15 protein-coding genes and 2 pseudogenes are annotated in these 13,673 nt (G+C 70.9%); 6 read left to right on the top strand and 11 right to left on the bottom strand.

Features of this window, described 5'->3' with window-relative positions; all coding sequences use genetic code 11:
• Nucleotides 1–38: 38 nt before the first annotated feature.
• The 4 genes from IEY89_RS29335 to IEY89_RS29320 form a co-directional block, all read right to left on the bottom strand.
• Nucleotides 39–680 (bottom strand): PadR family transcriptional regulator, encoded by a 642-nt coding sequence (locus tag IEY89_RS29335; protein WP_189150533.1) that lies wholly within the window; start codon nt 678–680, stop codon nt 39–41.
• Nucleotides 681–704: 24 nt separating this feature from the next.
• Entirely contained in the window at nt 705–1,244 is a 540-nt protein-coding gene (locus IEY89_RS29330) for a DinB family protein (protein ID WP_189150532.1), read from the bottom strand.
• 132 nt (nt 1,245–1,376) lie between these two features.
• Nucleotides 1,377–2,846, bottom strand: a complete 1,470-nt coding sequence (locus IEY89_RS29325; RefSeq protein ID WP_189150531.1) for an aldehyde dehydrogenase family protein — start codon at nt 2,844–2,846, stop codon at nt 1,377–1,379.
• A 95-nt stretch (nt 2,847–2,941) separates the two neighbouring features.
• Entirely contained in the window at nt 2,942–3,778 is an 837-nt protein-coding gene (locus IEY89_RS29320; RefSeq protein ID WP_506004853.1) for a Sco1979 family transcriptional regulator, read from the bottom strand.
• Nucleotides 3,779–4,112: 334 nt separating this feature from the next.
• Between IEY89_RS29320 and IEY89_RS29315 the strand changes: the two genes are divergently transcribed.
• A complete protein-coding gene (locus IEY89_RS29315; RefSeq protein WP_189150529.1) occupies nt 4,113–4,622 on the top strand; it encodes an ATP-binding protein in 510 nt (169 codons plus the stop codon).
• Between the two features lie 108 nt (nt 4,623–4,730).
• On the opposite strand, the gene IEY89_RS29310 is transcribed toward IEY89_RS29315, so the two are convergent.
• The 5 genes and pseudogenes from IEY89_RS29310 to rpmG all read right to left on the bottom strand — a co-directional run bounded on the left by IEY89_RS29310 (nt 4,731) and on the right by rpmG (nt 7,075).
• Nucleotides 4,731–5,009 (bottom strand): DUF397 domain-containing protein, encoded by a 279-nt coding sequence (locus IEY89_RS29310; RefSeq protein ID WP_189150528.1) that lies wholly within the window; start codon nt 5,007–5,009, stop codon nt 4,731–4,733.
• Nucleotides 5,010–5,307: 298 nt separating this feature from the next.
• Nucleotides 5,308–5,541 carry a 30S ribosomal protein S18 gene (gene rpsR, locus IEY89_RS29305; RefSeq protein ID WP_006376563.1) on the bottom strand — a complete coding sequence of 78 codons (234 nt, stop codon included), beginning with the start codon at nt 5,539–5,541 and terminating at the stop codon, nt 5,308–5,310.
• Between the two features lie 7 nt (nt 5,542–5,548).
• A pseudogene (locus IEY89_RS29300) lies at nt 5,549–6,636 on the bottom strand (CobW family GTP-binding protein).
• 16 nt (nt 6,637–6,652) lie between these two features.
• Nucleotides 6,653–6,901: a type B 50S ribosomal protein L31 gene (locus IEY89_RS29295; protein ID WP_189150527.1), complete on the bottom strand. Its 249-nt coding sequence runs from the start codon at nt 6,899–6,901 to the stop codon at nt 6,653–6,655.
• Nucleotides 6,902–6,910: 9 nt separating this feature from the next.
• Entirely contained in the window at nt 6,911–7,075 is a 165-nt protein-coding gene (gene rpmG / locus IEY89_RS29290; RefSeq protein WP_015658813.1) for a 50S ribosomal protein L33, read from the bottom strand.
• Between the two features lie 61 nt (nt 7,076–7,136).
• Here rpmG and rpmB point away from each other — a divergent pair, with 61 nt between their 5' ends.
• The 3 genes from rpmB (at nt 7,137) to IEY89_RS29275 (ending at nt 8,316) form a co-directional block, all read left to right on the top strand.
• Nucleotides 7,137–7,373 carry a 50S ribosomal protein L28 gene (gene rpmB / locus IEY89_RS29285; RefSeq protein WP_189150526.1) on the top strand — a complete coding sequence of 79 codons (237 nt, stop codon included), beginning with the start codon at nt 7,137–7,139 and terminating at the stop codon, nt 7,371–7,373.
• 38 nt (nt 7,374–7,411) lie between these two features.
• A complete protein-coding gene (rpsN, locus tag IEY89_RS29280; RefSeq protein ID WP_189150525.1) occupies nt 7,412–7,717 on the top strand; it encodes a 30S ribosomal protein S14 in 306 nt (101 codons plus the stop codon).
• A 65-nt stretch (nt 7,718–7,782) separates the two neighbouring features.
• A complete protein-coding gene (locus IEY89_RS29275; protein ID WP_189150524.1) occupies nt 7,783–8,316 on the top strand; it encodes a hypothetical protein in 534 nt (177 codons plus the stop codon).
• Nucleotides 8,317–8,455: 139 nt separating this feature from the next.
• Here IEY89_RS29275 and IEY89_RS29270 read toward each other — a convergent pair whose 3' ends face one another.
• The gene (locus tag IEY89_RS29270) at nt 8,456–9,625 is read right to left on the bottom strand and encodes a DUF2786 domain-containing protein (RefSeq protein ID WP_189150523.1); all 1,170 of its coding nucleotides are present in this window, start codon (nt 9,623–9,625) and stop codon (nt 8,456–8,458) included.
• Nucleotides 9,626–9,704: 79 nt separating this feature from the next.
• Between IEY89_RS29270 and IEY89_RS29265 the strand changes: the two genes are divergently transcribed.
• Nucleotides 9,705–10,439 (top strand): Clp protease N-terminal domain-containing protein, encoded by a 735-nt coding sequence (locus tag IEY89_RS29265; protein ID WP_189150522.1) that lies wholly within the window; start codon nt 9,705–9,707, stop codon nt 10,437–10,439.
• An 83-nt stretch (nt 10,440–10,522) separates the two neighbouring features.
• Nucleotides 10,523–12,274 (top strand): bifunctional 3'-5' exonuclease/DNA polymerase, encoded by a 1,752-nt coding sequence (locus tag IEY89_RS29260; protein WP_189150521.1) that lies wholly within the window; start codon nt 10,523–10,525, stop codon nt 12,272–12,274.
• 6 nt (nt 12,275–12,280) lie between these two features.
• Here the strand turns inward: IEY89_RS29260 and IEY89_RS29255 are convergent.
• Nucleotides 12,281–13,420: pseudogene (locus IEY89_RS29255) on the bottom strand (NB-ARC domain-containing protein); the annotation flags it as partial.
• Between the last annotated feature and the right edge of the window lie 253 nt (nt 13,421–13,673).

The raw sequence follows: 13,673 nt of genomic DNA, 5'->3' as shown, positions 1-13,673 counted from the left end.
CCGAGAGTAACTCGCCGGAGTCCATTGGTCAAACTTGATTAGCGAGCGTCCTCGGGGTGCTTCTCCCCCGTCGCGTACGGGTTCTCATCGCCCTCGGCCAGGACGCCGACGAACGGTTCACCCTCCCCCGCGAAGGTGTACGCCCCACTCTCGATCCGGGCGATCAGACCCAGCGTCCACTCCACCTCGGCGTCGGCCGTGTGGATCCAGAGGTTCATGATCTCGCCGATGTGGCCGAGCTGTTCGGGGCCGTCCTCGGGCACGTAGTGCTCGGTGACCGAGGACCGCCACTCACCGATGCGCCGGGTGCGCTCCTTGAGGAGGGTCACCGCCTCGTCGCGCGGCAGGTCGACGATGAAGCCGATGGCCGCCGACTTGACGTCCATCTTCTGGTCGTACGAGGTCAGGGCCTCGCGCAGCAGCCGCAGGAACTCCTCGGTGCCCAGGTCGGTGATCTCGTACTCCGTGCGGGGCGGGCCGCCGGCCGTGGAGGGCGCGATCTCGTGCGCGTGCAGCAGCCCCTGCTTGGCCATCTGCTTGAGCGCGTGGTAGATCGAGCCGGGCTTGGCGTTGGACCACTCGTGCGCGCCCCAGTACTCCAGGTCGCCCCGCACCTGGTAGCCGTGGGCCCGCCCGTGCTGACGGACCGCACCGAGCACGAGGAGACGGATCGCTGACATGCGGTCCACAGTAGGACCCCGATGTCAGGCGCCCTGCTCCCGGGCCACCAGCTCGAAGGCGGTGGCGCCGTCGAGGGACTCACGGATGATGTCGGCGTGACCGGCGTGCCGGGCGGTCTCGCGGATCAGGTGCAGCGCCAGCCAGCACATCGAGACCCGGCCCTCCGGCGGGAACCACGGGTCCGGCGGCAGCGCGAACGTGTCGTCGAGGCTCGGTACGGACCGCAGGAACGCCTCGGTCTCGGCGGCGACCTTCTCCCAGTAGGCGAGCCGCGAGGCGACGGTCTCCCCCTCGACGAGCACGAAGCACTCGTGCCAGTTCGACTCGTCCCGCGCGACGTCCGGCGCCTCGCCCTTGGCCCGCGCGATCCAGCCCTGCTCGACCTCGGCGACATGCTTGAGCAGCCCGGAGAGGGACAGCTCACTGGCGCTTGGCCTGCTCGCCGCCTGCTCCTCGGTCAGGCCCAGCAGGGCCCGCCGGATACCGCCACGCTGCTCCTCGATGAAGGAGAGAAGCGCTCCGAGCTCGTCGCCGGGCGCTTCGGAGGGGACGTGGGTGACCATGGTGGGCCGCCTTTCATCGGGTCGTGCGGGCTTCGCTGCCTGACACCGACGAAGTTACGGGGGCTTGCGGTCAGGTTCTGTCCGCAAGCCCCCGCGTCGCCCAAAAGGTTCTACGAGGTTCTCCGTGCCCGTCTAGAACGGGAAGAGGCTCCGCCCGTGCTGCACCGAGATCCACTTCCGCGTCGTGAACGCCTCCACTGTCGCCTCCCCGTTCAGACGGCCGATGCCCGAGGACTTCTCGCCGCCGAAGGCGACCAGGGGCTCGTCGTGGACCGTGCCGTCGTTGACGTGGAACATTCCCGTGTCGATCTGTCTGGCGAAGGCGATGCCCCGTTCGACGTCGGCCGTGTGGACGGCGCCGCTGAGGCCGTACGGGGTGTTGTTGACGAGGCGGACAGCCTCGTCCTCACCGTCGAAGGGGACGAGGAGGGCCACGGGGCCGAAGATCTCCTGCTGGAGGAGGGGCGAGTCGGCGGGGAGGTCGGTCAGGACCGAGGGCTCGACCAGGTTGTCCGTCGTCGTGCCGTGCAGCAGGGCCGTCGCGCCCTCCTCCAGCGCCCGTCGTACGACACCCGAAATCGCCTCCGCCTGGGAGGAGTTGATCACCGGGCCGATGACCGTGGACGGGTCGCTGGGGTCGCCGGCCTTCAGGGACCTCACCTTGGCCACGAACTTCTCGGTGAACTCGGCGGCGATCGAACGGTCCACCAGGACACGGTTCGCGGCCATGCAGACCTGGCCCTGATGGACGTACCGGCTGAACACCGCCGCGTCGACCGCGTAGTCGATGTCCGCGTCCTCCAGGACCACCAGGGCGCTGTTGCCGCCCAGTTCGAGGACCACGTTCTTGAAGAGGGGGGCGCAGACCGCGGCCACGTGGCGGCCGACGGCGTCCGAGCCGGTGAAGGAGATGACCTTCGGGACGGGGTGCTCGATGAACGCGTCGCCGATCTCGGCTATGTCCGTGATGACGACGTTCAGGAGACCGGGCGGCAGGCCCGCGTCCTCGAAGATCTTCGCGACCAGGGAGCCGCCGACGACCGGGGTGTCCTGGTGCGGCTTGAGGACGACGCCGTTGCCGAGTGCCAGCGCCGGGGCGACCGACTTCAGGGAGAGCAGGAAGGGGAAGTTGAAGGGGCTGATCACGCCCACCACGCCCACCGGGACGCGGTAGACGCGGTTCTCCTTGCCCTCGACCGGCGACGGAACGATCTGCCCCTCGGGGATCAGCGCCAGGCGGATCGACTCGCGCAGGAACTCCTTGGCGAGGTGCAGCTCGAAGCCGGCCTTGAGGTGCGTGCCGCCGAGTTCGGCGATGATCGCCGCGGCGATCTCCGGCTCACGGTCCTCGACGATGCGCAGAGCCTTCTCGAAGACCGTGCGACGGGCGTACGGATTGGTCGCGGCCCATTCCTTCTGGGCCGCGGCGGCGGCTCGGTACGCCTCGTCGACCTCGTCCACCGTGGCGATCGTGATCGAGGCGAGCTTCTCGCCGTCGTACGGATTGAAGTCGATGATGTCCCAGGAGCCGGTGCCCGGGCGCCACTCACCGCCGATGTACTGCTGCGCGAGATCGGTGAAGTAGTACTCGAGCGATGGCATGCGAACCCTCAATCCCTCAATCCCGTATCACGGTCTGATCGCACGTCATCGTACGTGCGTCCAAAGAGAGTTGGGGGATCATCAGGTGACCCCGGTCATGAGAGTTGCAGCAGGCCCCTCAGCAGGTCCCGGCTCTCGTCGGGACCGGGGCTGTCCTGCTGCAGTTCCTTCATCGCCTTCTCGTACTGGGTGACGTCCTCCGCCTTGTCCAGGTACAGCGCGCTGGTGAGCTGCTCCAGGAAGATCACGTCGGACAGGTCGGACTCCGGGAAGCTCAGGATCGTGAACGCGCCGCTCTCGCCCGAGTGCCCGCCGAAGCCGAACGGCATGATCTGCAGCCGTACGTTGGGCCGCTCGGAGATCTCGATCAGGTGCTGGAGCTGGCCGCGCATCACCTCGCGGTCGCCGTACGGGCGGCGCAGTGCCGCCTCGTCCAGGACGACGTGGAACTCCGGGCCGCCGGTGGAGTGGAGGTACTTCTGCCGCTCCATGCGCAGGGCGACACGGCGCTCGATGTCGGCGGGGCTCGCGCCCTTCATACCGCGTTCGACCACCGCACGCGCGTACGCCGGGGTCTGCAGCAGACCGTGCACGAACTGCACCTCATAGGCGCGGATCAGCGATGCCGCGCCCTCCAGGCCCACGTAGGTGGGGAACCAGTTGGGCAGCACATCCGAGTAACTGTGCCACCAGCCCGCGACGTTGGCCTCCCTGGCGAGCGAGAGGAGCGCGTTGCGCTCGGCCTCGTCGTTGACGCCGTACAGCGTCAGCAGGTCCTCGACGTCCCGTGTCTTGAAGCTCACCCGGCCCAGCTCCATACGACTGATCTTCGATTCGGAGGCGCGGATCGAGTAACCCGCCGCCTCACGCGTGATGCCCCGCGCCTCACGCAGTCGCCTCAGGTGTGATCCGAGCAACATGCGCCGCACCACCGATCCCGGCTCTCCCGCGCTCACGTTCGTCACCCTCCCCAACCTCTCCAGGGGCCGCAGTCTGCCACTAAAACACTCCGAGCAGTACTCGTCCGGTTACTCAAATGGGAAGACGTCAGAGCGTACGCACAGGCGGAGGCAAGGGGAAGACCGGCCAGAGGTGGAAAGTTGGCGGAAAAAATGACCAAGAAGTGGTACGGGTGGGTCCAATTCAGGCGCGTGCACGTGCATCTGCCCTTGCATCCGCCGTACGCATCGGAAACCATGGTCTCGCGCCACCGCTGCATCGCAAGGACTGCATCGCAACGACCGCGATCTCCCGGGAGTGCCTCGCATGGGGATGAATGGATCGACCATGCTCGAGCCTTTAAGGCAGGGGCTTCCGCCACTGGATCCCTCGACCGTGTCCAACGCGGCGTCGTGCGCACTGTCCGCCCGCTACGAAGCGGTGCGCGAGGCACGGCAGTTCAGCCGCAGAACGCTCACACAGTGGGACATCGGCGACCGTTTGGACGATGTCTGCCTGGTCGTCTCCGAGCTGGTCACCAACGCTCTTCGGCACGCCCTGCCCACGGATCCCCCGCACGTGTCGCTCCAGGAGCCGCCCATCCGGCTGCACCTGATGCGCTGGACCGAGCGGCTGGTGTGCGCGGTGCGCGACCCGAGCCGGGAGTGCCCGGTGGCGTACGACGCCGAGGAGTTCTCGGAGGACTTCTCGGCCGAGTCGGGGCGCGGTCTGTTCCTCGTCGACTCGTTCAGCGACAGCTGGGGCTGGCACCCGCTCTCGGGCACGCTGGGCGGCAAGGTCGTCTGGGCGCTCTTCGGGGTGCACTCCGCCGAGTGAGGCATCGCGGCGTTTCCCCGGGCTCCGCTTCTACGCGCGTCACCGCTTACGGCACGGCCGTTACGCCCCACTTGTCCCGGCTCCGGGGCGGAGACGGGCGCAGGGCGGTCAGCTCGCGGTGAGGTGGTCGAACTCGCCGTCCTTGATGCCCAGGAGCATGGCCTCGATCTCGGCGCGCGTGTAGACGAGCGCCGGCCCGTCGGGGAAGCGCGAGTTGCGCACCGCCACGTCGCCGCCGGGCAGCCGCGCGAACTCGACGCAGGAGCCCTGGGAGTTGCTGTGCCGGCTCTTCTGCCAGGCGGCGACCCCGTCGAGCCGCGCGGCGGCCATGCCGTTGTACACGCCGGACTCATCGGCTATGCCAACGCCGTACACGTCGTGGTCCACAGGTCGCTCCCTGGTGGTGCACTGGCTGATGAGGCCATTGATGCGGTGGTCAACTGTGCCGGGATCATAACTCTGTTCACGTGCAGACGCATGGGCGAATACACAGGCGTATGCATGCGCATATGCGCGAGCAGATGCACGTGCACGCGGGGTGTTCGCGCCACTACTCACCTTGACGCACGCGCGCCCCCGCACGTTCCCCCGCATGCCCGCACCCCCGCCTCCTGGGGCATACGGAGACAGGGGTGCGGGTGGGGCCCGGCGAGGGCGCGCGACGAGATCGCGCAGGTCGCGGCGGCTACCGGGACACGTACGGCAGCAGGGCCATCTCCCTGGCGTTCTTGATCGCGCGGGCGAGCAGGCGCTGCTGCTGGGCCGAGACACGGGTGACCCGGCGGCTGCGGATCTTGCCGCGGTCGGAGATGAACTTCCGCAGCAGGTCCGTGTCCTTGTAGTCGATGTACGTGATCTTGGCCGCGTCCAGCGGGTTGGGGCGGGCCTTGAGAGGCTTGCGTTCGATCTTGCGGGCCATGGCGGGGTCAGACCTCCAGGAGGGTGTCGAAGGCGGGCGGCAGTCGTTTCCAGGCGGTGCGCCCGCCGGCGTACTCGGCGTCGGTGAGCAGACAGGACTCCAGGAGCTGTTCGAGTCCGTCGCGGTCGAGGCCTGGGGACGTGAACACCAGGTGCTGGCAGCAGTCGCCGTGTTCGGGGTGCCAGTCGAGAGCGGCGGCGGCCCGGCGCACGGGCGGGACCATGTCCCAGGCCGCGTCCGGGAGCGAGGCGAGCCAGGGGCCCGCGCTCTCCACGCACAGCGCGCCGCCCGCCGCGTCCCAGTGGAGCAGCGTGTCGGGGTGGTCGGCGAGCCAGAACCGGCCCCGGCTGCGCGCGGCGGCACAGGTCAGGTCCTCCAGCGCCTCGTACAGCCGTTCCGGGTGGAAGGGGCGGCGCCGGTGCCACACGAGGGTGGACACGCCGTGCGCGTCGGCCTCGGCCGGCAGCAGCGCGCACGCCGGGTGCTGGGCCGCGTCGGCGGCCTCGACGTCGAATCTTGGCGGGCAGTCGGGTGGAGCTGCGCGAGCAGCTCGCGGTCCTCGTCGTCGGCGTCCGGGGAGTCGACGAGGGCGAGGACGGTGGCGTACTCCAGCTGGCGGGCGAAGGTGTCCGCGACCGTCCGCTGGTCGGTGGCCGCGGCGGCGAGGCCGCGTTCGGCCAGGTCGTCACCGTTGCCGAGGTACGGCAGCAGCAGCGCCGGGTCGACGGCGGTGAGGACGCCGGTGACCGTGAGACCGCCGGCCGTCACCACCTCGGCCATCGCCTTGGGCTCGACGGAGTCCCACAGTTCGACGATCGCCAGCCGGGCCTGCCCGGCGTCCGCGAGCCGCCGCAGCTCCGGGACGAGGTCCTCGCGCAGGGCACAGCACGCGCAGTCGTTGACCAGGGGCGCCTCGCCCGCGGAGAGGATGCCGCCGGCGTCGCTGACGGTCCGCACGACCGTGCCGGCGACGGCCGTGGCGAGGTCGTGGTGGAGCGCGACGCTGCCGGGCACGTCGGCGAGCAGCCGCGCGACGGCGGCCTTGCGGGCGTCGGCGTGCAGTCCACCGACGATCGCCACGGAGAGCTCATGCACCTGCACGTGTGTTTCCTCAGTCCTTCTTGCCGTAGCGGCGCTCGAAGCGCTCCACGCGGCCGGCCGTGTCCAGAACGCGGGCCGTGCCGGTGTAGAAGGGGTGACTGACGTTCGAGATCTCGACGTCGACGACGGGGTAGGTGTTGCCGTCCTCCCAGTCGATCGTCTTCTCGCTGGTCATCGTGGACTGGGTCAGGAAGGCGTGGTTCGCGGCCCGGTCGCGGAAGACGACGGGCCCGTACGCCGGGTGGATTCCTTCACGCATGACGGCTGATCAGCGCTCCTCTCGGAAGTCGACGTGACGGCCGGCGACCGGGTCGTACTTCCGCAGGGTCATGCGGTCCGGGTCGTTACGGCGGTTCTTGCGGGTGACGTAGGTGAAGCCGGTCCCGGCCGTGGACCGGAGTTTGATGACCGGCCGGAGTTCGTTGCGAGCCATACTGGTACCTTACTGAAAACGACTTCCATTTGCATAACCTCACCGGGAGAGGTGCGTCACCTTGTCCGCCCACTGCATGCTGTCCGGCGCCCAGCCGGGCTTCGGCAACACCATCAGCCACTCCCACCGGCGGACGTCCCGTCGGTTCAACCCCAACATCCAGTCCAAGCGGTACTGGCTGCCGAGCGAGGGCAGGCACGTCCGGCTGCGGCTGAGCACGAAGGGGATCAAGACCGTCGACACGATCGGCGTCGAGGCGGCGGTGGCCCGGATCCGGGCCCGTGGGGTCAAGGTCTGACGGCCGGAAGGAACGAAAGGGACCGAGGCGGTAGCGACATGGCGAAGAAGAGCAAGATCGCGAAGAACGAGAAGCGGCAGGAGATCGTCGCCCGGTACGCCCAGCGGCGGGCCGAGCTGAAGGAGATCGTCCGGCTGCCGTCCTCGACGGACGCGGAACGGGCGGCGGCGCTGCGGGAGCTGGAACGGCAGCCGCGTGACGCGAGCGCCACGCGCGTGCGCAACCGGGACCAGGTGGACGGGCGGCCCCGCGGGTACTTCCGGGCGTTCGGACTGTCCCGGGTCGGCCTGCGGGAACAGGCTCATGCCGGATTCCTTCCGGGGGTGCGCAAGTCCTCCTGGTAGCTTGCTGCGGTCGTGTCGTGCGGTCGTACGACTATCGCTAGCGGCTACTGGTTGGGAGCTTCCCGGTGACTTCGGTGACGTACGCGCGCGTGCTGGCGCGCAGGGCTGGTGTGGCCTCGGCGGCCGGGGTGGCCGCTGTGCTGCTGCTTGCCGGGTGCAGTGGTGACGGAGGGTCCGACGGCGGGTCGGCGAGCGGCGGTACGGACTCGTCGGCCTCGACGGACTCGCCGTCGCCCTCCGACGCGGGCAACGGTGACGGCAGTAGCGGCTCGACCACTACGGACAGCGCGTTGGTGGGCAGCTGGCTGACCACCAGCAAGGGCAGTGCCGTGGCGCTGGTGGTCACCGGGGCGAAGGCGGGGTTGTTCGCCACCGGGGGGACCGTGTGCAGCGGGACGGCGGGCCAGGAGTCGGGGATGCAGATGGTCCGTCTGACGTGCTCGGACGGGAGCAAGGACCGGGCCGAGGGGATGGTCGACTCCGTCGACAAGACGTCGATGAAGATCACCTGGGAGAGCGGCCTCGGCACGGAGACGTACACGAAGTCGCAGGGCGGACAGCTTCCTTCGGGGTTGCCCACGGCGGGGCTGGGGTCCTGAGGGTTTCTTCGCCCCCGCCGCCCATACCCGTCCCATCCGCTCCTGGGGGGGCTGCCGCCCCCAGACCCCCGCTGTCGGCCTGAACGGCCTCGCCCTCAAGCGCAGGACAGGCTGAACGTGCGGGCGGGCGCTCGTCGGCCTACGCGCCCGGCAGGTGCGGGCGCGTGTGCAGTGCCGCCCGGTCCGCCGCTGCGGTGCCCTCTGTCCAGCCCGCCTCGTCGGTCACGCCTCGCAGGCGGGTTGTCGTGGTCGTGGGGAACATCTGGTCCAGGTGGGCGGTGACCGCCAGGTCCCGGGTGGCCAGGACCGGGAGCAGGGGGCCGGTGGTCCGGGTCGCCGCCGCGTCCGCCGTCTCCGCTGCCGCCGTGGCGGCCAGGCGGGTGCCCATTTTGTGGGCGTAGGCGGCCAGGAAGGACTGACGGAAGGTCTTCGTCCGGTTGCGGCCCTTCGCCCGCTGCGCGGCCTCCGCCTTGGTCATCGCCGTCGTGGCCTGCACCAGCAGGGACGTGTAGAGGAGTTCCACCGCCTCCAGGTCGGGCTCGAAACCCACCACCGTGGAGAAGCCCAGGGCCTCGTTCCACACCGCTCGACAGCGGTTCGCGTCGGCGACGGCGTGCAGAAGGACCGCCTTGGCCTCCTCGTACGGGGCGTCCACACCCAGGCGCCGCGCGCGCGGGGCGTCGCCCGCCGGGGCGCCCGCCGCGAGCAGGGCCTCGTCGATGCTGTGCCGGGCCATCAGTTCCTGGGCCTTCGCGCTCAGCGCCTCGGCCTCCTCGGGGAACCCGGTCGCCTCCGCCTTCGCCAGCAGCGCGCGGATACGGGTGAGCATGCGGGACTCCGGGCGCTCCGGACGGGCACCCTCCCCCGCCACCGCCGGCTGCTCGTCCAGGGACTCCAGCGTCGGCAGGCCAAGCAGCAGGCGGTACAGCTCCAGGACGGTCGTCGCGTGGGTGAAGCGGTCCGCGCGCGGTGGGGCAGGCGTCACGGCGAGGTCGGTCAGCTGTTCCGTCCAGCGGCGGCCCCGGGCCCGGTCGTTCGGCGCCTGGGCACTGATCAGCGCCGACACCAGGCGTACGTGTACGTCGTCCAGTTCGCGCCGTACGAGGCGTACGAGGTCGGCCGGCTGCCAGCCCCTACGCCAGGCCGAGGCCACGAACTCCTCGCCGTGCCGGGCGAGTTCGGCGTCCGCTGCCGGGTCGGCGGCGAGCAGGGACGCGCCCGTGTCGAGGGAGGTGTCCGTGTCGGCGTACAGGGCGGCCCGGAAGGCGCGTTCGACGGTGCCGGGCGGAGAGGGCTTGCTGCTGGTCACCCGTCGATCGTTTCATGCCGTCGACATTGACTGTCAACTTCGGGTTGACAGTCCGGGGGTGACAACCTACGGTTGACACATGACGACCAACGAGCCCATCCGGGCCTCCGTACGCCTCGACGACCTCATCGAGGCCATCAAGAAAGTGCACACCGACGCCCTCGAACAGCTTCAGGACGCGGTGATCGCCGCTGATCACCTCGGCGAGGTGGCCGACCATCTGATCGGGCACTTCGTGGACCAGGCACGGCGTTCCGGTGCCTCCTGGACCGACATCGGCAGGAGCATGGGCGTCACCCGGCAGGCCGCGCAGAAGCGGTTCGTGCCCAAGGAGTCCGTCGACCTCGACCCCAGCCAGGGCTTCCAGCGGTTCACCCCGCGGGCCCGCAACACCGTGGCAGCCGCCCACAACGAGTCCATCGCCGCCCGCAACCCCGAAGGCCGCCCCGAGCACCTGGTCCTCGGTCTGCTCGCCGAGCCGGAGGCCGTGGCCGCCAAGGCGATCACCGCCCAGGGCATCCTCCTCGACACCGTGCGCCAGGCCGCCACCGCCGCGCTGCCGCCCGCCGTCGAGGAGGTACCGGAACTCGTCCCGTACGGCTCCGACGCCAAGAAGGTGCTGGAGCTCACCTTCCGCGAGGCCCTGCGTCTGGGCCACAACTACGTCGGCACCGAGCACATCCTGCTCGCCCTGCTGGAGTTCGAGAACGGCGAGGGGGTGCTGTCCGGCCTCGGTCTCACCAAGGCGGCGACGGAGGAGTACGTCGTCTCGGCCCTCGCCAGGATCAAGGTGGAGTTCGGCGAGCAGGGCTGAGAGCACTTGCCTGAAAGTACTGACGGAAAGTACTGAAAGCGCTGGTCGGGGGCGTTGTCAGACCCTGCTGCCACACTCGTGGAATGGCAGGCGTGGCGGAGACGGCCGAGCGGTGGGCGCTCGCTCCGGCCGAGGACGGTGGCGTGGAGATCGCCCCCCTCGGTCCGGACGGGCTGCCCGCCGGGCCGGTGCGGCGGGAGGCGGATCTCGGCGCGGCCGTCCGTGACCGGCCCGATGTCACGCGGTGGGTGTGGCGGTCCACCCCCGAGGTCTATCCGCGACTGCTCGCCACGGGGGTGCGAGTAGAGCGGTGCTACGACATCGAGGACGCCGAGACGCTCCTGCTCGGGCACGAGGGGCGGCTCGGCGAACCCCGGTCGGCGGCGGCGGCCCTCGCCCGGCTGCGTGGTGGCCCCGTACCGCCGGATCCGCCGCAGCGGTCCGCCGAACCCGGTGCGCAGTCACCGCTCTTCGAGCCCCAGAGCGTCCATCTGCCGCTGACGGACCTCGCCGAGGTGTACGCCGACCAGCAGCGGCGGCACGACGCGACCGCGCACCCGGACCGGATGCGGCTGCTGACGGCCGCCGAGTCGGCGGGGATGCTGGTGGCCGCCGAGATGAACGCGGCGGGTCTGCCATGGAGCGCGGACGTCCATCGCGGCCTGCTCCACGAACTGCTGGGCGAGCGGTACGCGGGCGGGGGTGAGCCCCGGCGGCTCGCCGAGCTGGCGGACGAGGTGTCGACGGCGTTCGGGCGCCGGGTGCGGCCCGATCTGCCCGCCGATGTCGTCAAGGCCTTCGCGCAGGCCGGGATCAAGGTGCGGTCCACGCGGAGATGGGAGATCGAGAGCATCGACCATCCGGCGGTGAAGCCCCTTGTCGAGTACAAGAAGCTGTACCGGATCTGGGTCGCGCACGGCTGGTCCTGGCTCCATGACTGGGTACGGGACGGGCGGTTCAGACCCGAGTTCCTCGCGGGCGGGACGGTCACCGGACGCTGGGTCACCAACGGCGGGGGCGGGCTGCAGATCCCCAAGGTGATCCGGCGGGCCGTGGTCGCCGACCCGGGCTGGCGGCTCGTCGTCGCCGACGCCGACCAGATGGAGCCGCGTGTCCTCGCCGCCATCTCGCGCGATCCCGGGCTGATGGAGGTCGCGGGGCGGGAGACCGACCTCTACCAGTCCGTCTCCGACCGGGCGTTCTCCGGCGACCGGGAGCAGGCCAAACTCGCCGTGCTGGGCGCGGTGTACGGACAGACCTCCGGGGACGGCCTCAAGAACCTCGCCGCGCTCAGACGCCTGTTCCCGAAGGCGGTGGCGTACGTGGACGAGGCGGCGCGCGCGGGAGAGGAGGGGCGGCTCGTGCGGACGTGGCTCGGGCGTACGTGTCCCCCTGCCGTGCGGGCCAACGACGACTCGGTGGAGGAGGCCGGCATCCCGCTCCCGGAGGACGAGGGCGCCGGCCCCGGCGGGGACACGGGAGGCACGGGCGGCACAGGAGGTACGGGCGCGCAGGAGTGGGTGCCGGGGTACGCCTCCTCCAACTCCCGTGCCCGGGGCCGCTTCGCGCGCAACTTCGTCGTCCAGGGCAGCGCCGCCGACTGGACTCTGTTGCTGCTCGCCGCGCTGCGCCGGACCTGTGCGGGGATGGCCGCCGAGCTGGTCTTCTTCCAGCACGACGAGGTGATCGTGCACTGTCCAGAGGAGGAGGCGGAGACGGTCGTGGCGGCGATCCGGGAGGCGGCGGAGCTGGCGGGGCGGCTGACGTTCGGCGACACGCCGGTGCGGTTTCCGTTCAGTACGGCGGTGGTGGAGTGCTATGCCGACGCCAAGTGACGCGCGTCAACCCTGGCCGGCCGCCGGGTCGCCGCTTGCCGCTTCGGCCTCGGCGTCGGCCAGTTCACGGGCGTAGTCCCTGACCAGGTCGTGGGGTGCGTAGTGGCCGTACGCGGTCTCCGCCAGGAGGGCTACGTCGACGAGGCGGTCCAGGGCTGCCCCGGCGCGGTGTTCGCCGGTCGCGGTGAGGCGGGCGAGGAGCGGCGCGTCGTACGTGGGGAGGTCCAGGGTGCCGATGCGGCGCAGGGCGAGGGCCGCGTCGCGGTCGGTCTCGCGGGCGGAGGTGTGCAGCGCGTGATGGGCGCCGGCCAGGGAGCGGCGGACGCTCAGGTCGTCGTACTCCAGGTGCGGCAACCTGCTGTCGGCGGAGGCCAGTTGAGCGGCGAGCACGTCCGGAGTGAGGGCCCGGCGGGCGGCGAGCCGGGCGGCGACCACGCGCAGGGCGAGCGGGAGGCGGCCGGTGAGTTCGACGAGAGGGTGGGCCGCGTCGAGGCCGTCCCGTCCGGAGACGGTCCGCAACAGCTCGGCGCTCTCCCCGCCGGTCAGGGGGGTGAGGGGGAAGCGCCGGGCGCCGTCGAGGACGGTCAGCGGGGACCGGCTGGTGACGATCACGGCGCAGCCGGCACCCGCCGGGAGCAACGGCCGTATCTGCGCGGCGCCTTCGGCGTCGTCCAGGACCAGCAGGGTGCGGGTCGGCGCGAGCAGGGAACGCAGTAACGCGGCTGCCTCGTCCGGGTGTTCGGGGATGCGGAGCGGGTCGGCGCCGAGGTCGCGCAGCAGGACGGTGAGGGCGTGGGCGGGGGTGAGCGGGGGCGCCCCGGAGACGCTGCCGTGCAGGTCGACGTACAGCTGACCGTCCGGGAAGCGGCCCCGGAGAGCGTGGGCGACGTGCAGCGCCAGGGCACTCTTGCCCACACCGGGCATGCCGTGGATCACGGCGACGGGAGCGCCGACGGTGACACCAGGTCCGGGGTGCGCCGGTGGGACCAGGATCCGGCGCAGGTCGTCGGCGACGGGGGCACGGCCGGTGAAGTGGACCGGGGCCGGCGGCAGTTGGGCGGGACGGGGAACCCGGGGCGATACGGATGCCGAGGCAGCTCGCGGTGCCGACGCCGAAACCGGGCGCGCTGAAGCCGGAGCGGGTCGGGGCGCCGGCTCGGGGTGCGCTGAGGCCGAGGTCGGTCGCGGGGTCGGCCAGGATCGGGGTGCTGGCTCGGGGCATGCTGAGGCCGAGGTCGGTCGCGGCGTCGGCCCGGATGGGGGTACCGGCTGAGGGCGCGCTGAGGCCGAGGTCGGTCGCGGCGTCGGCTCAGGCCATGATGATGCCGACCCAGGTCGCGGCGCCTGCTCGCGCCGCTGTGCGGGGGCGGATCGCCATGGTGCCGACGCGGCTCGGGGT

Origin of the sequence: Streptomyces lacrimifluminis (genome assembly GCF_014646095.1) — a bacterium.
GTDB lineage: Bacteria > Actinomycetota > Actinomycetes > Streptomycetales > Streptomycetaceae > Streptomyces > Streptomyces lacrimifluminis.
This window is presented reverse-complemented; position numbering and strand designations above follow the sequence as displayed.

Excerpts from the sequence above, each read along its gene's own strand:
- IEY89_RS29335 (WP_189150533.1), bottom strand. The coding sequence starts at position 680 with ATGTCAGCGATCCGTCTCCTCGTGCTCGGTGCGGTCCGTCAGCACGGG.
- IEY89_RS29330 (WP_189150532.1), bottom strand. The coding sequence starts at position 1,244 with ATGGTCACCCACGTCCCCTCCGAAGCGCCCGGCGACGAGCTCGGAGCG.
- IEY89_RS29325 (WP_189150531.1), bottom strand. The coding sequence starts at position 2,846 with ATGCCATCGCTCGAGTACTACTTCACCGATCTCGCGCAGCAGTACATC.
- IEY89_RS29315 (WP_189150529.1), top strand. The coding sequence starts at position 4,113 with ATGGGGATGAATGGATCGACCATGCTCGAGCCTTTAAGGCAGGGGCTT.
- rpsR (WP_006376563.1), bottom strand. The coding sequence starts at position 5,541 with ATGGCCCGCAAGATCGAACGCAAGCCTCTCAAGGCCCGCCCCAACCCG.
- IEY89_RS29295 (WP_189150527.1), bottom strand. The coding sequence starts at position 6,901 with ATGCGTGAAGGAATCCACCCGGCGTACGGGCCCGTCGTCTTCCGCGAC.
- rpmG (WP_015658813.1), bottom strand. The coding sequence starts at position 7,075 with ATGGCTCGCAACGAACTCCGGCCGGTCATCAAACTCCGGTCCACGGCC.
- rpsN (WP_189150525.1), top strand. The coding sequence starts at position 7,412 with ATGGCGAAGAAGAGCAAGATCGCGAAGAACGAGAAGCGGCAGGAGATC.
- IEY89_RS29265 (WP_189150522.1), top strand. The coding sequence starts at position 9,705 with ATGACGACCAACGAGCCCATCCGGGCCTCCGTACGCCTCGACGACCTC.
- IEY89_RS29260 (WP_189150521.1), top strand. The coding sequence starts at position 10,523 with ATGGCAGGCGTGGCGGAGACGGCCGAGCGGTGGGCGCTCGCTCCGGCC.